Below are 17828 nucleotides of genomic sequence, written 5' to 3'. Positions count from 1 at the left end.
AAGGGCGCGTCGCGCTTTTGCGATACCGGCAAATGACTGGACGACATGAAAAAAGCCCGGGCGGAGCCGGGCTTTGCGTAGGTGAGAGCGGAATATCTACCCCGCTCCAAATCTGGCACGCTTCAAGCTGAAGGATCAGCCGGCGACGCGCTCGGTTTCGCTCTTCTGAGCGTAGTAGTGGCCGAAGCGGTTTGCGAGGAAGGTGTCGAGGCTGATGTCTTCCTGGCGGACAAAGCCCTTCGAGGCGATCTTGCCTTCGGCGAGCAGGTCGAGCACGGCGCAGATGCTGCCTGCCGTTGTGATCTGGATACCGCTCTGCATGCGGCCGGCAACGACGCCGCTATAGACCTTGTTGGCGTAGGTTTCCTGGATCAGGCGGCCGTCGCGGAAGCCCGAAACGGTGACGAAGATCACGACGACGTCCTGGGTCGTGGTCGGCAGCGCGTTCTCGAAGATATCCTTGAGGACTTCGCGACGGTGACGCAGGCCGAGGTCATTGAGGAGCGCCTTCATGATCGCGGCGTGGCCCGGATAGCGGATCGTCTTATAGTTGAGCGTCCGGACCTTGCCCTTCAGCGATTCACAGAGGGTGCCGAGGCCGCCCGAGGTGTTGAAGGCTTCGTAGGTGACGCCGTCGAGCGAAAATTCTTCGCGCTCTTCCATGGCGGGCACTTCGATGAGGTTGCCTTCGACGATCGCCTCGCAGGGCTCGATGTATTCGTTGATGACGCCGTCGGTGCTCCAGGTCAGGTTATAGTTCAGAGCGTTCGACGGATACTGCGGCAGGGCGCCGACGCGCATGCGCACGTTTTCCAGCGTCTCAAAGCGGCTGGCGAGATCGTTGGCGACGATCGAGATGAAGCCCGGTGCGAGGCCGCACTGCGGGATGAAGGCGGTGTTCGCCTTGGCAGCGATCGCCTTGACCTGGCGGGTGGATTCGACGTCTTCGGTAAGGTCGAGATAATGAATGCCGGCTTCGGCAGCGGCTTCGGCGATCGCCACCGTCAGGTGGAACGGAGCGGCGCTGAGCACGGCGAACTTGCCGGAGAGAAGGGCGACGAGCGCCTTCTTGTCGCTGATGTCGACGGTTGCCGTCGTGATCGCGGCATGCTTTTCGATCTGCTCCAGCTGCTCGGCGCTGCGGTCGGCGACACAGACGCTGTAGTCGCCGGTGTGGGCGAGCATGCGAGCGATGGTGGAGCCGATCTTGCCTGCTCCGATGACGACGATATTCTTCATTCTTTCCCCCAGGGTATGAGAACTGTTTCTGTCTCTATTGTCGGGGGAAGGGTTGTTGATGTGAAGCTCTGAAACGACTAAATCGCCTGTAGATATTCGGCAGATTGCCAAACCGGACCGACGAAATGCAAGTTACGGACAAGGATCGGGAGCTCCTCGCCATCCTCAGCGAAAACGCCCGCATGCCGACCGCGACGATCGCGCGGAGGCTCGGCCTGTCGCGTACGACGGTGCAGGCGAGGATCGAGCGGTTGGAGCGTGAGGGCATCATCACCGGCTATGGCGTGCGCCTGTCGGAGAGCTACGAGAAAGGGCTGGTCAAGGCGCATGTGCTCATCACCATCGCGCCGCGCGCGCTCTCCCGCGTCACCCCTGAACTCAGCGCGATCCGTGAAATCCAGACGCTGCATTCCGTCAGCGGCAGTTTCGACCTCATCGCCGTGGTCGCGGCGACGTCGATCAGCGAACTCGATCTTCTGATCGATCGCATCGGCGAAATCGATGGCGTCGACCGGACGTTATCTTCGATTATCCTGTCGACCCGGATCGATCGGTAGGTCGTTGCTTTCCGTGAACCTTGCGCGACAGGATCGTCATGGCGTGCGGTTGGCGGCGGGCTTTTCACCGGCGCTGGTATCGGTCGCCGGTTCCGTGCCATCCGGCACTTCCGCCGGCACGTTCCATTCCGTGGGGCCCTTGACGAAGCTGCGTTGACTGGCATCGCCATAGGCGAGCCATTTGCTCCGGTCGAAGTAGAGCTCGGCAATGCTCTTCGGCCGGGCGCGGGGCGGCTGGTTCGCAAGGAAATTGTAGCGTGGCGTCACCTCGTCGGACTCGCGCTTGAACTGGACGCGGCTGCCGAAACGCTTGAGGTCGAATTCCTTCAGAGCCTGCATCTGCAGCGTGACGCTGGCCGCGTCGGCCCAGCGCACATGGTCGAGAAATACGGAGGCCGCCCGTGCTGCTGCGGTGGTCACGGCCTGGCGGTCCTCGGGGCGTTCGATGTTGAGCTTGACGCGGAAGGAGGTGATTTCCTCTTCGCCGCTGCCCTTGACGAAGATGAAGATCGACGAGGGTTTGTCCTCGCCCGGACGCGGGAAGGAGACGAGCGATGAACATTCCCACTGGCCGCGTTCGCCGGCACCGGCTTTCCATTCGAGTTCGCGGAAGCCGGCGTCACGCAATTCATCGCAGAGCGCCTTGGGATCGCTGCGGATCACGCGCAGGAATTGCTGCTCCGGCGTCTGCAGATCCTGGAAGGTCCAGGCGGGCAGGGCGATGCGCGGCGGTTCGCGCCTTGCCGGTTTGTCGGCCGCTGGTTCGGAGGGCTCGCTCCTCTCGAGGAATGTCGTCGGCAGGCCCAATGCGACGAGAACTTTCCTGAGGTTGCGCTGCTCGTTGGCGAGCAGGGCCGTCGCGAGAATAGCGGTGACGATCAGAACGAGGGCCACAAGAAAGAAGCGCAGTCCAGTCCGGCCGGCGGGCCTTTGAGCCGGCGTCTTGCCACGGGACGTGCTCATGCCACCTCGCCTGCCCGGCGGGGCGCGATGAGGCGCGGCGCCTCCTGCAAAAGGTGAACGGTCGGCCGGGCTTCCATGGTCTCGGGTTATCAACGGGTCTGGGCCCTCTTCATCCCCGAAATCCGTCGCGGCGGCAATATGCAACCGCCGATATCGGCAAAGGACTATTGCATCTCGGCACAACGCGCCGCTGAACGGGGAGCGCGGTGGAACTAAGAAGTTGAAATCCAGGGGCGATCACATAGCTTGGCGCAAATATCGAATGGGATGCGCCATGGCAGTTTCGAGTTCAGCCGAGCTTGTGATCGACGCGTCGCTGGTACGGCGGCTGATTGCGACACAGTTTCCGCAATGGTCGGATCTCGAGGTGCGCCCCGTCGAACCCGGCGGTTGGGACAACCGAACCTTCCGGCTCGGCGACCGGATGACCGTGCGCCTGCCGAGCGCCGAGCATTACGTGGCGCAGGTGGAGAAGGAGCACCACTGGCTGCCGCGGCTGGCGCCGCACCTGCCGTTGCCCATTCCCGTGCCCCTGGCCAAGGGCACGCCCGGCGAAGGCTTTCCCTGGCGCTGGTCGGTCTACCGCTGGCTTCCGGGCGAGACATTGGCGGTGGAACGGGTCACGGATCTTCGCGACGTGGCGAAGGATCTCACGCGGTTTCTGCGCGCCATGCGGCAGGCGGATACGGCCGGCGGGCCCTTGCCCGGCGACCACAATTTCCATCGTGGCGGCCCGCCAGGCTTCTATGACGCGCAGACGCGCCAGGCGCTCACGCTGCTCGAGGGCGAGGTCGACACGGCGGCGGCCAGGGAGGCGTGGGAAGCCGCCCTTGCTGCACCGTTCGAGGGGATGCCCGTCTGGTTTCACGGCGATATCGCCTGGGGCAACCTGCTGGTCGAGCACGGTCGCTTAAGCGCCGTCATCGATTTCGGCACCTCGGGCGTCGGCGATCCGGCCTGCGATCTCGCGATAGCCTGGACGTTCTTCCACGGCGACAGTCGCGACGTCTTCCGCGATGGCATGGCACTCGATCGCGGCGCCTGGGCGCGCGGGCGGGGCTGGACGCTGTGGAAGGCGCTAATCGTTCTTGCCGGCATGACCGGCGCGCCCGCAAGCGAGAGGGCAAAGCAGCGCGCGGTGATCGAAGACGTGCTTATGGATCATCGCCGCTACGGCTGAGGCCGGTTGCGCATCGGACAGGCGCCAGCCTGACCGGGCGGCAAGTTGCCTCCGGCTCGGGCGCACGCAGGACGGCCTACGTCGCTGCTTCGCATGGGGACGGCCCCACTATCTCGACCGAGATACTGGCGTCGATCGCATCATGCAGCCCCAAAACCCGCGGCACGTCCACGTGACCTTCCTCCTCCTGGAACAGCCCGATCAATCCATCGGAAGCGTTCGCTTCGTGGAACGATCTCGGTCGTCGACGCTTATCCAACACATTGACGCGTCGGTGGCCGCCGCCGCGTGCCGCCGATGTTTCGTCACCAATGCACGAGGTTGATGATGGCTGGACCCATCGAACAATTCGAGATCAAGTCGCTCCTTCCGATCGCCGAGGTCGGCGGCCACCAGATCAGCTTTACCAACTCGGCCGCCTACATGGTGCTGACCGTCGCGATCGCCAGCCTCTTCCTGATCCTGTCAACGCGAAGACACGGCCTCGTGCCGAACCGGGCGCAGGCGGCGGCCGAGATCCTCTATGAGTTTGCGGCCAAGACGCTCCGCGACAATGCCGGCGAGAAGGGCATGCGCTTCTTCCCGCTGGTCTTCTCGCTGTTCATGTTCATTCTGGTCGCCAATGTGATCGGCACGTTCCCCTATGCCTTCACGGTGACGAGCCATATCGCCGTGACCTTTGCGCTGGCGATGCTCGTGTTCCTGACGGTCACGCTCTTTGGTATCTACCGGCACGGCTTCGGCTTCCTGCGACTGTTCATGCCGGCGGGCGTGCCATTGATTCTGGCGCCGATCATCATCCCGATCGAGGTGGTCTCCTACCTCGCGCGCCCCGTCAGCCACTCGGTTCGTCTGTTCGCGGTCATGCTGGCCGGCCACATCACCCTCGAGGTTTTCGCCGGCTTCGTCGTGGGGCTCAGTGGCCTCGGGGCACTCGGGATCCTGGCCGCGGTCATGCCGCTGATGATGACGGCGGCGCTGACCGGGCTCGAACTGCTGATGGCGCTCATCCAGGCCTATATCTTCACCATGCTGACCTGCATGTATCTCAACGACGCGCTCCATCCGAGCCATTGAGAGCAGGCAAGGCGGCTCCCTGCAACGGGAGCCGCGTTGTCACTCGGCCGTCGTTCGCCGCGCTTCGATCCGGTAGGTCCGCCAGGATGACCAGGCGAAGGCGAGCAGGAACATTGCGGTCATCAGGAGCACGATAGTCGGCGCGGGTGCGCTGTCGATGAAGAAGGAGAGGTAGACCCCGCAGAAGGAGGCCGTCATCGCTATGAACACGGCGACGACGAGCATCGCGCCCATGGTGCGGGTGATCAAGAAAGCGATGGCGCCGGGCGCGATCAGCATGGCGATGGCAAGAATCAGCCCTACCGCCTTCAGCGCGCCGACGATCGTCAGCGACAGGATCGCGAGCAGCCCGTAATGCAGCCAGTTGACCGGAAGGCCGACGGCCTTGGCCTGGGCGGGATCGAAGGCGTGCAGCAGGAAATCGCGCCATTTAACGGCGAGAATGCCAGTGGCGACCAGGGCGATCACGCCGGTTTCGACAATGTCCGGCCAGCCGACGCCGAGCATGTCGCCGAAGAGGATATGGTCGAGGTGCACGTCGCTTTGGATCTTGGTGTAGAGCACCAGCCCGAAGCCGAACATGCCGGAGAAGACCACGCCCATCACCGTGTCCTGCTTGATGCGGCTGTTCTCCTTGAGATAGCCGGTCAGAAGCGCGCAGGACATGCCGGCTGCGAAAGCGCCGACGGCGAGCGGCAGGCCGACGATGTAGGAGATCACGACGCCGGGGAAGACCGCGTGCGAAATCGCGTCGCCCATCAGCGACCAGCCCTTCAGCACCAGGAAGCAGGAAAGCATCGCCGTCGGGATAGCCACCAGCACCGAGATCAACAGCGCGTTGCGCATGAACTCGAATTCGAAGACGGCAAGCAGCATGTCGAGCGAGATCATCGGCCAACCTCCGCCGGTTCGGCACCACGTCGGCGCGCGGCGAGAAGCCCGTGCTTCGGCGCGAAGACGAAGGCCCCAAGGAAGATCAGGGTCTGCAGCACGATGATGATGCCGCCGGTGGCGCCATCGAGGAAGTAGCTGAAATAGGCGCCGAAGAAGCTCGTGAGCGCCCCGATCGCGACGCTGATCAGGATCAGCCGCGGAAAACGATCCGTCAACAGATAGGCCGTGGCGCCGGGCGTCACCACCATGGCGATCACGAGGAAGGCGCCGACGGTCTGCAGTGCTGCGACGGTGCAGGCCGAAAGCAGCGTGAAGAACAGCACCTTGAGGAAAGTGGTGGGAATGCCGATCGAGCGGGCGTGGCTCTCGTCGAAGAAGGTCACCATCAGGTCCTTCCACTTCGCCGTCAGGATGATGAGCGAGACGATGCCGATGATGGCAAGCTGCAGCGTGTCGGCGGGCGTGATCGCCAGGATGTTGCCAAGCACGATCGTCTGGATGTTCACGGAGGTCGGCGACAGCGACACCATGAAGAGCCCGAGGCCGAAGAAGGAGGTGAAGATCAGGCCGATGATCGTGTCTTCCTTCAGTCGGGTGCGCTGACTGAGAAACAGCATGGCGCCCGCCGCAAGCGCGCCGGAGAAAAAGGCGCCGATGGAAAACGGCAGGCCGAGCAAGTAGGCGCCGGCGACACCGGGGACGATCGAGTGCGAAAGGGCGTCACCGATCAGCGACCAGCCCTTGAGCATCAGGTAGGAGGAAAGAAAGGCACAGACGGCGCCGACCAGCGCGCTCACCCACATGGCGTTGAGCATGTAGCCATAGGTGAATGGTTCCAGGAGTGTGGCGGTCATTTGCCGTTCGACTCCGCGTCCGTTTCGGGTTTTGCCGGCTGCGCCACCATGCGGTCCTTGTCGCCATACATGACCAGCGGGCGCTCGTCGTCGGTGATGACGGCAAGCTGCCGCGGGTCGGCATCGTCGTGCAGGTTTTCGCCGCCGAGCACGAAATGCCGGAGCACGCCGCCGAAGGCCAGTTCGAGGTTTTCGCGGGTGAAGGTGGTTTCGGTCGGGCCGTAGGCGAGCACGGTGTTCTTTAAGAGCACCGTGCGGTCGCAGAATTCCGGCACGCTGCCGAGATTGTGGGTCGAGACCAGCATGACCCGGCCCTCGTCGCGAAGGCCGATCAGGAGGCGAATGATCGCGTCCTCGGTCTTGACGTCGACCCCGGTGAAGGGTTCGTCCAGCAGGATGACCTTGCCATCCTGGGCAAGGGCGCGCGCCAGGAAGACGCGCTTCTTCTGGCCGCCGGAAAGCTCGCCGATCTGGCGCTTGCGGTAGTCGCTCATGCCGACCCGGGCAAGTGCCGCCTCGACCGCCGCGTGGTCGGCCTTCTTCGGGACGCGCAGCATGTTCATGTGACCGTAGCGGCCCATCATGACGACGTCCTCGACCAGAACCGGGAAGTTCCAGTCGACCTCTTCGGCCTGCGGCACATAGGCGACGAGGTTCTTCCTGAGCGCTTCCGGAACGGAGCGCCCAAGGATCGAGATCTCGCCGCGCGACAGACGGGCAAACCCCATGATCGCCTTGAACAGAGTGGACTTGCCGCTGCCGTTGACGCCGACGAGCGCCGTGATGGTGCCCGTCGGGATCTCGAAGGTGGCGTCGCGCAGGGCGCGCAGCCCGTTGCGGTAGGTGACGGTGGCGCCTGAGACGCGGATGCCGCTGCCTTGCTCGCCTGATATCGGCGGCTGGCCGGTGCGGGGCTTCACCTGGAGGTTCATTGCGAGAGGCCCTTGGCGATGGTTTCCGATGTGACGCGCAGCAGATCGATATAGGTCGGAACCGGGCCGTCCGCCTCGCTCAAGGAATCAACGTAGAGCACGCCGCCGTATTTTGCACCGGTCTCGCGCGCCACCTGCTCGGCCGGATCGGGCGAGATGGTGCTCTCGGAGAAGACAACCGGAATGTGGTTGGCACGGACCGCGTCGATGACCTTGCGGACCTGCTGCGGGGTGCCCTGCTGGTCGGCATTGATGGGCCAGAGGTAAAGCTCCCTCATGCCGAAATCGCTGATCAGGTAGCTGAAGGCGCCTTCGCTCGAGACCAGCCAGCGCTTGTCCTCGGGGATCTTGGCGATCTCGGCACGGATCGGCGCAATGGTCGCCTCGATCTTCTGCTTGTAGGCCTCGGCATTGGCCTTGTAAGTCTCGGCATTGGCGGGATCGTACTTCACGAAGGCATCACGGATGTTGTCGACATAGATCAGCGCGGCCGACGGCGACATCCAGGCATGCGGGTTGGGCTTGCCGGTGTACGGGCCCTCGGCAATGCCCATGGGTTCCACGCCAGTCGAGACGACGACGCCCGGTACGGCGTCGAAATTCTGGAAGAACTTCTCGAACCAGCGTTCCAGGTTCAGGCCGTTCCACAGGATCAGCTTGGCGTCATGCGCCTTCAGGATGTCGCGCGGGGTCGGCTGGTAGTTGTGGATCTCGGCACCCGGTTTGGTGATCGACTCGACGATGGCCGCGTCGCCCGCGACGTTTTTTGCCATGTCGGCAATGACCGTGAAGGTCGTCACTGCCTTGAACTTTTCCTGCGCCGAGCTGGTGCCCGGAGCGAGCGCGATGGCTGTCAGGGCAGCTGCCGCTGCCAGGATCGCGCGCCTCGTCTGATCGATCATTCACTACTCCCAGATGTTGACGCCCACAGGAGTAGGCGAATGGTTTGCATAAGTCAATGCAAATGAGAAGCATTCGCAACTAGCTATTTTCAAAACCGGTGCCCTTGGCTAGTGTACGACCATGAAACAGAACAAGAATCGTGTCGAAGAACTGGAAGGCGTCTTGCGGGATGGCGGCGTGCGTGTGACGCGTCAGCGCTCCGCAATCCTGAAGATTCTCGCCACCGCCGAAGACCATCCGGATGCAAACGAACTGCATCGCCGGGCGAAGGAGATCGACGCCACCGTCTCGCTTTCGACCGTCTACCGGACGCTGTCGGCGCTCGAACAGCAGGGCGTGGTGCATCGCCACGCCTTTGAAAGCGCCACCGCCCGTTTCGAGACCGCCGACGCGCCACATCACGATCATCTGATCGACATCGATACCGGTGCGGTCATCGAGTTCCGCTCCGACAAGATCGAGCAACTGCAAGCGGAGATTGCCGCCGAGCTTGGCTACGATCTCGTGCGGCACCGCCTCGAGCTCTACTGCCGCAAGCGCAAGGACTGAGCCAAGCTCGTTGGGGCCGCGCTACGTCTCCTGTTGCCTTCAACGGAAAGAAAGTCAGCCGCGAGCCGCGACGGCGGAACTGCGCCACCGTGCCGGTACGGTCATGGCGGCAACGCCGACGATGACGCAACCGAGGCTTCGGTGGCGGTCGAAGTATCGAAATGTGCATGAGACGACAGAGCCCCGGCCACCTTTCAGGGGCCGGGGTAGATGTTTTCGGCCTCTCAGTGGCCGTCGGCGAGCTTGGCCGCATCGACGGAGGCGGATCTTTCAAAGCTCAGCCCATTGAAGAAGGCGTTGAGCATCACCGCGGAGATCGAGGCAAGCACGATGCCGGACTCGATGATCGGATGGATCGCATGCGGCAGCCACATCAGGTAGTTCGGCGCAATCAGCGGGATCAGGCCGAAGCCGACCGAGACGGCGACGACGAAGAGGTTGTTGCGCGACGACTTGAAGTCGACCGTCGAAAGGATGCGCACGCCGGTTGCTGCCACCATGCCGAACATCACCAGACCGGCGCCGCCGAGCACGAAGGTCGGTACCGCTTCGACCAGCGCGCCCATCTTCGGGATCAGGCCGAGCGCGATCATGATGACGCCGCCCATCACGCAGACATAGCGGCTCTTCACGCCGGTGACGCCGACGAGGCCGACATTCTGCGAGAAGCTCGTATAGGGGAAGGTGTTGAACAGGCCACCGATCATGGTGCCGAGGCCATCGACCCTAAGGCCCGCGGTCAATTGTTGCTGCGACACCTCGCGGTTGGTCATTTCACCGAGTGCCAGGAACATGCCGGTCGATTCGATCATGACCACGATCATCACCAGCGACATGGTGGCGATCAGAACCGGATCGAAGATCGGCATGCCGAAGCGCAATGGCGTGACCACGGCGAACCAGCCGGCATCCGCCACCCGGTCGAAATGCATCATGCCAAGGGCCGTGGCGACGACACAGCCGACGACGACACCGGTCAGCACTGCGATGTTGCTGATCAGCCCGCGACCGAAGCGCGCGATCACGAGAATGGAGACGAGCACGAAGGCGGCAAGGGCGATATGGCTCGGCTCCGCATAGAGCGGGTTCGGCACGGTGGCGCCGAGCACCAGACCATCAGGAACGGCAGGTCCGCCGGCGGCGGCAGCCTTCTTCAATTCGGCCAGCCATTCGGCATGGGTCGGATCGACGAGCTTCGGCGCCGTCGGCCCGAAGGGATTGCCGAAGATCCAGTTCACGCCCACGCGCATCAGCGAGACGCCGATGACGAGGATGATGGTGCCGGTGACGACAGGCGGGAAGAACTTGAGCAACCTGCCCATCAGCGGCGCGAGCAGGAGTGCGACGAGGCCGGCCCCGATGATGGCGCCGAAAATCATGCGCGCCCCTTCCTGCCCGGGCGTCATCGCCGCCATCGAAACCATCGGGCCGACGGACGCGAAAGTAACGCCCATCATGACCGGAAGGCGGATGCCGATGCCGCGGCCGAGGCCAAGCGACTGGATGATGGTGACGATGCCGCAGACGAACAGGTCGGCCGAGATCAGAAAAGCGACGTCCTGAGGGCTGAGCTGCAGCGCTCGGCCGACGATCAGCGGCACCGCGACGGCACCGCCATACATGACAAGAACATGCTGGATCCCGAGGGTCGCGAGCCTGCCCACCGGCAGCTTCTCGTCCACCGGGTGTATGCTGGAAACGTCGCTCATGGTTCCTCCTCCCATCACGTCGACCAGTCCGGCTCCCCCGTCCTCCAACAGGGGAATGCAATTTTTCCGTGTCGAGGCAGAATGTCGCAAGTATCGCCAGAACGAAAACACTTTCTGGAATCCGGGGGAAATCCGCCAAGACGCACGGAGGTCGGAACGCGTGTTGCGAGGTCTGAGCGCTTGCCCGAGGCGGCCTGACGAATCCAAAGACCATGCAACCTAGCCGCAATGCGAAGCGTCGATGGTTTCTGCGCCGATGCGAATGCTTCGGCGTCGTTCGTTTGGGGACCACGATCAATGGTATCTTGGAGACAGGCCTTCCGGCATTTGGCCGCTATGCTGTTCACGCTCGCCTTCGCCCTTCTGCCGGCTGTTGCGCGGGCCAGCGGCGCTACCTTTCCGGGACAGTGGCAGCAGGTGGCGTCGGGAACGCACGCATGCGAGACCTGCTGGGTCGAAATCAGGCGGAACGGTCCTGTCCTGAAGGTGACGGGCAAGGACGGATGGTTCGCGGTGGTCCATCTCGGGCGCGCCGGAGGCGGCTATAGCGCCGAGGGGATCGGCCGGTGGAGCGAGGGCGGCGACAGTCACTATCGCGGCCAGCCCTTCGACATCCGGATCGCGATTGTCGACAAGCATCTCTACATGGACATGACCGTGCGGATGGACGATGGCTCGACACGGACAGTCAGGGCGATCTTCGACAAGCGCCGGTCCGAGAAGTCCAGGCGCTTGCGACTGGCGCGCATGTAGGTCGCGGCCACTTTTCCGAGATGTGCCGACCAAGAAAAACCGGGGCCGTTGCCGACCCCGGTGCCGCATCTCCTGAAGAGAAGAGGCCGCCCGTCTTGCGGGCGGCCCCGTTTTTTACTGCTGCCAGCTCTTGACCAGATCGTCGTAGTTGACGGTCTGCGGCTTTTCCTTCTCGTTCTCGACCTTCAGCTGCGGAGCGAGGTTGCCCTTGGAAACGGCGTCCTGGTTCCAGTATTCGAGATCGTGCTCTTCAGCGAGCTTCGGACCGATGTCGCCCTGGACGCCTGAGCGTTCGAGACGGGAGAGAACCTTCTCCTGCTCGGCGCACAGCGAGTCCATGGCTTCCTGGGCGGTCTTCGCACCCGAGGAGGCATCGCCGATCGCCTGCCACCAAAGCTGGGCCAGCTTCGGATAGTCAGGAACGTTCGTGCCGGTCGGCGACCACTGCAGGCGGGCCGGCGAACGGTAGAACTCGATCAGACCGCCGAGCTTCGGAGCGCGGTCGGTGAAGCTCTTGTGGTCGAGTGTCGACTGGCGGATGAAGGTGAGGCCAACATGGCTCTTCTTCACGTCGACGGTCTTCGAGGTTACGAACTGCGCATAGAGCCATGCGGCCTTGGCGCGATCGTCGGGGGTGGACTTCAGCAGCGTCCAGGAACCGGCGTCCTGGTAACCGAGCTTCATGCCGTCCTTCCAGTAGACGCCGTGCGGGCTCGGAGCGAAACGCCACTTCGGCGTACCGTCTTCGTTGACCACAGGCAGACCAGCCTTGACGAAGTCGGCGGTAAACGCCGTGTAGGTGAACATCTGCTGGGCGATTTCACCCTGCGACGGAACCGGGCCGGACTCCGAGAAGGTCATGCCCTGGGCGGCAGCCGGTGCATAGGCCTTCATCCAGTCGAGATACTTCTGGATCGAGTAGACCGCGGCAGGGCCGTTGGTGTCGCCGCCACGGGCAACACAGGAGCCGACCGGACGCGAATTCTCGTCGACCTTGATGCCCCACTCGTCGACGGGCTTGCCGTTCGGGATGCCCTTGTCGCCGTTGCCGGCCATCGACAGCCAGGCGTCGGTGAAGCGCCAGCCAAGCGACGGGTCCTTCTTGCCGTAGTCCATGTGGCCATAAACCTTCTTGCCGTCGACTTCGCGACCGGTGAAGAACTCGGCGATGTCTTCGTAAGCGGACCAGTTGACCGGAACGCCGAGGTCGTAGCCGTACTTCGCCTTGAAGTCCGCCTTGTTCTTCTCGTCGTTGAACCAGTCGTAGCGGAACCAGTAGAGGTTCGCGAACTGCTGATCGGGAAGCTGGTAGAGCTTGCCGTCCGGCGCGGTCGTGAAGGACTTGCCGATGAAGTCGTCGATGTCGATGTTCGGGTTGGTGACGTCCTTGCCTTCATTGGCCATGAAGTCGGTCAGGCTGCGGGCCTGCTGGTAGCGCCAATGGGTGCCGATCAGGTCCGAGTCGTTGATGTAGGCGTCGTAGACGTTTTCGCCCGACTGCATCTGCGTCTGCAGCTTTTCGACGACGTCGCCTTCGCCGATCAGGTCGTGGGTGATCTTGATGCCGGTGATGTCGGAGAAGGCCTTGGCGAGAACCTTCGATTCGTATTCATGGGTGGTGATCGTTTCGGAAACGACCTTGATCTCCATGCCGGCGAAGGGCTTGGCCGCATCGACGAACCACTGCATTTCGGCTTCTTGGGCCGCGCGGTCGAGTGACGACATGTCGCCGATCTCGCTGTCGAGGAACTTCTTCGCCTCGTCCATGCCGGCGAATGCCGTGCCGGTAAAGGCCAGCAGCATTGCTGCCGTCGTAGTCAAAAGATGCCGTCGCATAATTCCCTCCCTTAGGTTTGCGAGTGCGGTTCTTTAGGTTTTGACGGGCCGCTACCCAGCGGCCCGTCAAATCGGTTCGCCTCAGACGTAGCGGAAGACGCCGACGGCATAGACCAGGGAGAGCGCGAGCGCCCACCACAGGTTCTGTCCGCCGACGAAGCCGAGCCATGCAAGGTGAATGAAGGCGCTGCCGAGCAATGACACGAAGAGGCGATCGCCCCGCGTGGTCTCGAAGCGCAGGATGCCGACGCGCGGATTGCCGCCCGGCGAGGCATATTCCCAGACTGCCATCATCGACAGCAGTGCGAAGATGGTGAGGAAGAACATGGCCGACGGGAACGACCAGGCCATCCAGCCGCCGGCGACCAGCGGCGCGAACCAGTCGCGCGCGCCGTCCTTGATCGGCAGCATGCTCATGAGCAGCCCGGCGACGGCGGCATAGACGACGAGAACGGCGGCGAAGGGCAGTTGCCAACGGGCCTTGCGATTGGGTTGAGCGGTCATCATACCCTCCCGAGGGCAAAGCCCTTGGCGATGTAGTTGCGAACGAAATAGATCACGAGCGCGCCCGGAATGATGGTGAGCACGCCGGCAGCGGCCAGCACGCCCCAGTCGAGGCCCGAGGCGGAAACCGTGCGGGTCATGGTGGCAGCGATCGGCTTCGCGTCGGTGGTCGTCAGCGTGCGGGCAAGCAGGAGTTCGACCCAGGAGAACATGAAGCAGAAGAAGGCGGCGACACCGATGCCAGAGGCGATCAGCGGCATGAAGATCTTCACGAAGAAGCGCGGGAACGAGTAGCCGTCGATATAGGCGGTTTCGTCGATTTCCTTCGGCACTCCCGACATGAAACCTTCCAGGATCCAGACGGCGAGCGGCACGTTGAACAGGCAGTGGGCGAGTGCCACGGCGATGTGCGTGTCGATCAGGCCGAAAGCCGAATAGAGCTGGAAGAAGGGCAGCGCGAAGACCGCGGGCGGCGCCATGCGGTTGGTCAACAGCCAGAAGAACAGGTGCTTGTCGCCGAGGAAGCGGTAGCGCGAGAAGGCGTAGGCCGCCGGCAGCGCTGCCGTCACCGAGATCACCGTGTTCATGACGACGTAGATGATCGAGTTGATGTAGCCGTTGTACCAGGACGGATCGGTGAAGATCACCTGGTAGTTCCGGAGCGTCGGGTTCTGCGGCCAGAGCGAGAAGGTGCTGAGGATCTCGCTCGTCTCCTTGAAGCTCATGTTGACGAGCCAGTAGATCGGCAGCAGCAGGAAGACGATGTAGATCGTCGGCACCAGCCAGGAAAGGCGTTCGGTAAGCGGTTGTGTCTGCATGTTGGTTCTCCTCCCGCTCACGTCAGCCTTGCGCGTCGCTCGTGGTCATCACGGTGTAGAAGATCCACGAGAGCAGCAGGATGATGAGGAAGTAGATGATCGATAGCGCTGCCGCCGGACCGAGGTCGAACTGGCCAATGGCCGTCTTGACGAGGTCGATCGACAGGAAGGTGGTGGAGTTGCCCGGGCCGCCGCCGGTGACGACGAAGGGCTCGGTATAGATCATGAAACTGTCCATGAAGCGCAGCAGGAAGGCGATCAGGAGCACGCGCTTCATCTTCGGCAACTGGATGTAGCGGAACACCGACCAGCGCGAGGCGCCGTCGATCTTGGCCGCCTGGTAGTAGGCGTCGGGGATCGAGACGAGGCCGGCATAGCAGAGCAGCACGACGAGGCTCGTCCAGTGCCAGACGTCCATGACGATCAGCGTCACCCAGGCGGCGACGGGGTTCTGCACGTAGTTGTAGTTGATGCCCATGCCTTCGAGCGTGCGGCCGAGCAGGCCGATGTCGACGCGGCCGAAGACCTGCCAGATGGTGCCGACGACATTCCACGGGATCAGCAGCGGCAATGCCATCAGGACGAGGCAGACCGGCACGCCGAGACCCTTCTTCGGCATGTTGAGCGCGATGATGATGCCGAGCGGGATTTCGATCGCGAGAATGATCGCCGAGAAGATCAGGTTGCGGGTGAGCGCATCCCAGAACCGGTCGGACGTCAGCACCTGGACGTACCAGTCGGTGCCGGCCCAGAAGAACTCGTTGTTGCCGAAGGTGTCCTGGACGGAATAGTTGACGACGGTCATCAGCGGGATGACGGCCGAGAAGGCGACCAGCACGAGGACCGGCAGCACCATGAACCAGGCCTTGTTGTTCCAGGTTTTCTCCATGGTCAGGCCTCCTCGCCGACGCGCCAGGAATCGGCGTAGATGTTGATGGCTTTCGGATCGAAGCGGACGCGCGGATCGGCGGGGATCTCGCCGTCCTCGTCGACGATGATCGAGATCGGCTGATCGGCGAAGCGGGCGCGTACGATCTTGTGGCGGCCGATGTCCTCGACCTTGGTGATTGCGACCGGCATGCCCTCGCGGCCGATCGAAACGAATTCCGGGCGGATGCCGAGCTCGGTCTTGGCGCCGGCCTTGACCTTGGGCAGGAAGTTCAAGGCCACATGTTCGCCGCCGACGGTGGCGGTGTTGCCGTCGAGATTGACCGGCAGCACGTTCATGCCCGGCGAACCGATGAAGTAGCCGACGAAGGTATGGCGCGGACGCTCGAAGAGCTCGGCCGGCGTGCCGATCTGGACGATCTGGCCGTCATACATGACGACGACCTTGTCGGCGAAGGTCAGTGCCTCGGTCTGGTCGTGGGTGACGTAGACCATGGTGAAGCCGAACTGCTTGTGCAGCCGCTTGATCTGCGAACGCAGCACCCACTTCATTTCCGGATCGATGACGGTGAGCGGCTCGTCGAACAGGATGGCGCTGACGTCATTGCGCACGAGGCCGCGGCCGAGCGAGATCTTCTGCTTCTGGTCGGCGGTAAGCCCGCGGGCGGTCTTCTTCGCCCAGCCGCCGAGACCGATCATTTCGATCGTTTCCTTGACGCGGCGGTCGACCTCGGCTTCCGGCACGTGCCGGTTGCGCAACGGGAAGGCCAGATTGTCGTAGACGGTCATCGTGTCGTAGATCACCGGGAACTGGAACACCTGGGCGATGTTGCGTTCCTGGGTGGAGAGATGCGTCACGTCCTTGCCGTCGAAGAGGATGCGCCCTTCCGACGGGTTGATCAGGCCGGAGATGATGTTGAGCAGCGTGGTCTTGCCGCAGCCGGACGGGCCGAGCAGTGCATAGGCGCCGCCGTCGTTCCATTCGTGATGCACTTCCTTCAGCGCGTAGTCGTTTTCCGACTTCGGTTTGGCGCCGTAGGCGTGGCGGATATGTTCCAGGTTGATGCGTGCCATGTTTTCCTCCCAGCGCCTCCTTTAGGCTGCGCCGCCGATGGCGCGTCCATCAGGCCCGAAGGCCATGAGATGGCGGGTGTCGACGAAGACCTCGAGGGTCGCGTCCGGTTCGATGTCGTGAACGCCCGGCGCCAGCATGACCCAGCGCGCATTGGCGAAGCCGACGTGAATGAAGCTTTCCGAGCCGGCGATCTCCGAGATCGCCGTCTTGACCGTAAGCGCGTTGCCGCCGCCGTTCGGCCGGTCGAAGGAGATGTGGTGCGGCTGGAAGGCGACGGTGCAGGGACCGTCGCCAATCGCCGTCAGATGCGTCGGCACGGCGAGCACGGACTTGCCGTCGAGCGTGAAGGCCGAGCCGGTCTTGACGAGTTCGATCGTGTTCAGCGGCGGGTCGGCGAAGGTGCGGGCGGTGATGAGATCGATCGGACGACGGTAGACGTCGATCGTCTTGCCGAACTGGGTGACGCGACCCTGGCTGAGGGCTGCCGTATTGCCGCCGAGCAGCAACGCTTCCGATGGCTCGGTGGTGGCATAGACGAAGATGGCGCCGGACGCGGCGAAGATCTTCGGCAGTTCCTCGCGCAGTTCCTCGCGCAGCTTGTAGTCGAGATTGGCGAGCGGTTCGTCGAGCAGCACGAGATCGGCATTCTTGACGATGGCGCGCGCCAGCGCGGTGCGCTGCTGCTGCCCGCCCGAGAGGTTCAGGGGCGTACGGTCGAGATAGGGCGTCAGCTTCAGGAGCTCGGCTGCCTTGCGGACTTCGCGGTCAATGGTGGCGGTATCGGCGCCGCTGATGCGCATCGGCGAGGCGATGTTCTCATAGACGGTCATCGCCGGGTAGTTGATGAACTGCTGGTAGACCATGGCGACGGAGCGCTTCTGCACCGGCAGGCCGGTGACGTCGGTACCGTCGAAGATCAGCGAGCCGGAGGCGGGCTTGTCGAGACCGGCCATCAGCCGCATCAGCGACGTCTTGCCGGAAAGGGTCGGGCCGAGCAGCACATTGAGCGACCCCCTCTCCAGCACCAGGTCGGTCGGGTAGATATGCGTCTCCCCGCCCACGACCTTGGATATCTTCTTCATTTCAAGCATTGAATT

At 63.1% G+C, this 17828-nt stretch carries 18 protein-coding genes; 5 read left to right on the top strand and 13 right to left on the bottom strand.

Annotation, left to right across the window (positions count from 1 at the left end):
- Positions 1–135: 135 nt before the first annotated feature.
- On the bottom strand, positions 136–1239 hold the full coding sequence (locus BHMPCIPO_RS16270; RefSeq protein WP_173517727.1) for a saccharopine dehydrogenase family protein: 1104 nt from the start codon (positions 1237–1239) through the stop codon (positions 136–138).
- A gap of 125 nt (positions 1240–1364) precedes the next feature.
- Between BHMPCIPO_RS16270 and BHMPCIPO_RS16265 the strand changes: the two genes are divergently transcribed.
- Positions 1365–1796, top strand: a complete 432-nt coding sequence (locus tag BHMPCIPO_RS16265; RefSeq protein WP_173517726.1) for an Lrp/AsnC family transcriptional regulator — start codon at positions 1365–1367, stop codon at positions 1794–1796.
- 36 nt (positions 1797–1832) lie between these two features.
- Here BHMPCIPO_RS16265 and BHMPCIPO_RS16260 read toward each other — a convergent pair whose 3' ends face one another.
- The gene (locus BHMPCIPO_RS16260; RefSeq protein WP_246304334.1) at positions 1833–2759 is read right to left on the bottom strand and encodes a DUF6030 family protein; all 927 of its coding nucleotides are present in this window, start codon (positions 2757–2759) and stop codon (positions 1833–1835) included.
- Between the two features lie 274 nt (positions 2760–3033).
- Here BHMPCIPO_RS16260 and BHMPCIPO_RS16255 point away from each other — a divergent pair, with 274 nt between their 5' ends.
- A complete protein-coding gene (locus BHMPCIPO_RS16255; RefSeq protein WP_173517725.1) occupies positions 3034–3939 on the top strand; it encodes an aminoglycoside phosphotransferase family protein in 906 nt (301 codons plus the stop codon).
- 327 nt (positions 3940–4266) lie between these two features.
- Positions 4267–5016, top strand: a complete 750-nt coding sequence (locus BHMPCIPO_RS16250; RefSeq protein ID WP_173517724.1) for a F0F1 ATP synthase subunit A — start codon at positions 4267–4269, stop codon at positions 5014–5016.
- Between the two features lie 39 nt (positions 5017–5055).
- Here the strand turns inward: BHMPCIPO_RS16250 and BHMPCIPO_RS16245 are convergent, their stop codons facing one another.
- Genes BHMPCIPO_RS16245 through BHMPCIPO_RS16230 form a run of 4 tightly spaced genes read right to left on the bottom strand, consistent with a single transcriptional unit; the run spans position 5056 to position 8598 of the window.
- Positions 5056–5907 carry a metal ABC transporter permease gene (locus BHMPCIPO_RS16245; protein WP_173517723.1) on the bottom strand — a complete coding sequence of 284 codons (852 nt, stop codon included), beginning with the start codon at positions 5905–5907 and terminating at the stop codon, positions 5056–5058.
- Positions 5904–6764, bottom strand: a complete 861-nt coding sequence (locus BHMPCIPO_RS16240) for a metal ABC transporter permease (protein ID WP_173517722.1) — start codon at positions 6762–6764, stop codon at positions 5904–5906. The genes BHMPCIPO_RS16245 and BHMPCIPO_RS16240 overlap by 4 nt, the downstream gene beginning before the upstream one ends.
- Entirely contained in the window at positions 6761–7696 is a 936-nt protein-coding gene (locus BHMPCIPO_RS16235; RefSeq protein WP_173517721.1) for a manganese/iron ABC transporter ATP-binding protein, read from the bottom strand. Before BHMPCIPO_RS16235 ends, BHMPCIPO_RS16240 begins: the two co-directional genes overlap by 4 nt.
- Complete coding sequence (locus BHMPCIPO_RS16230; protein ID WP_173517720.1) at positions 7693–8598, bottom strand: metal ABC transporter substrate-binding protein; 906 nt, start codon at positions 8596–8598, stop codon at positions 7693–7695. Before BHMPCIPO_RS16230 ends, BHMPCIPO_RS16235 begins: the two co-directional genes overlap by 4 nt.
- Positions 8599–8719: 121 nt before the next feature.
- Between BHMPCIPO_RS16230 and BHMPCIPO_RS16225 the strand changes: the two genes are divergently transcribed.
- Complete coding sequence (locus tag BHMPCIPO_RS16225) at positions 8720–9148, top strand: Fur family transcriptional regulator (protein ID WP_173517719.1); 429 nt, start codon at positions 8720–8722, stop codon at positions 9146–9148.
- 224 nt (positions 9149–9372) lie between these two features.
- Here BHMPCIPO_RS16225 and BHMPCIPO_RS16220 read toward each other — a convergent pair whose 3' ends face one another.
- Positions 9373–10857: a nucleobase:cation symporter-2 family protein gene (locus BHMPCIPO_RS16220; RefSeq protein ID WP_173517718.1), complete on the bottom strand. Its 1485-nt coding sequence runs from the start codon at positions 10855–10857 to the stop codon at positions 9373–9375.
- A 297-nt stretch (positions 10858–11154) separates the two neighbouring features.
- On the opposite strand from BHMPCIPO_RS16220, the gene BHMPCIPO_RS16215 reads away from it, so the two are divergent.
- The gene (locus BHMPCIPO_RS16215; RefSeq protein WP_173517717.1) at positions 11155–11610 is read left to right on the top strand and encodes a hypothetical protein; all 456 of its coding nucleotides are present in this window, start codon (positions 11155–11157) and stop codon (positions 11608–11610) included.
- Between the two features lie 114 nt (positions 11611–11724).
- Here BHMPCIPO_RS16215 and BHMPCIPO_RS16210 read toward each other — a convergent pair whose 3' ends face one another.
- From BHMPCIPO_RS16210 to BHMPCIPO_RS16185, 6 genes are all read right to left on the bottom strand, one after another.
- The gene (locus BHMPCIPO_RS16210; protein ID WP_173517716.1) at positions 11725–13446 is read right to left on the bottom strand and encodes an ABC transporter substrate-binding protein; all 1722 of its coding nucleotides are present in this window, start codon (positions 13444–13446) and stop codon (positions 11725–11727) included.
- Between the two features lie 81 nt (positions 13447–13527).
- The gene (locus BHMPCIPO_RS16205; RefSeq protein ID WP_173517715.1) at positions 13528–13950 is read right to left on the bottom strand and encodes a DUF2160 domain-containing protein; all 423 of its coding nucleotides are present in this window, start codon (positions 13948–13950) and stop codon (positions 13528–13530) included.
- Positions 13950–14768: a carbohydrate ABC transporter permease gene (locus BHMPCIPO_RS16200; RefSeq protein ID WP_173517714.1), complete on the bottom strand. Its 819-nt coding sequence runs from the start codon at positions 14766–14768 to the stop codon at positions 13950–13952. Before BHMPCIPO_RS16200 ends, BHMPCIPO_RS16205 begins: the two co-directional genes overlap by 1 nt.
- Positions 14769–14790: 22 nt before the next feature.
- Positions 14791–15657 (bottom strand): carbohydrate ABC transporter permease, encoded by an 867-nt coding sequence (locus BHMPCIPO_RS16195; RefSeq protein WP_173517713.1) that lies wholly within the window; start codon positions 15655–15657, stop codon positions 14791–14793.
- 2 nt (positions 15658–15659) lie between these two features.
- Entirely contained in the window at positions 15660–16730 is a 1071-nt protein-coding gene (locus BHMPCIPO_RS16190) for an ABC transporter ATP-binding protein (protein WP_173517712.1), read from the bottom strand.
- A gap of 21 nt (positions 16731–16751) precedes the next feature.
- Complete coding sequence (locus BHMPCIPO_RS16185; RefSeq protein ID WP_173517711.1) at positions 16752–17822, bottom strand: ABC transporter ATP-binding protein; 1071 nt, start codon at positions 17820–17822, stop codon at positions 16752–16754.
- Between the last annotated feature and the right edge of the window lie 6 nt (positions 17823–17828).

The organism is Ensifer sesbaniae, from assembly GCF_013283665.1.
Lineage (GTDB): Bacteria > Pseudomonadota > Alphaproteobacteria > Rhizobiales > Rhizobiaceae > Ensifer > Ensifer sesbaniae.
The sequence above is the reverse complement of the archived record's forward strand: the minus strand, read 5'-3'. Positions and strand labels throughout refer to the sequence as shown.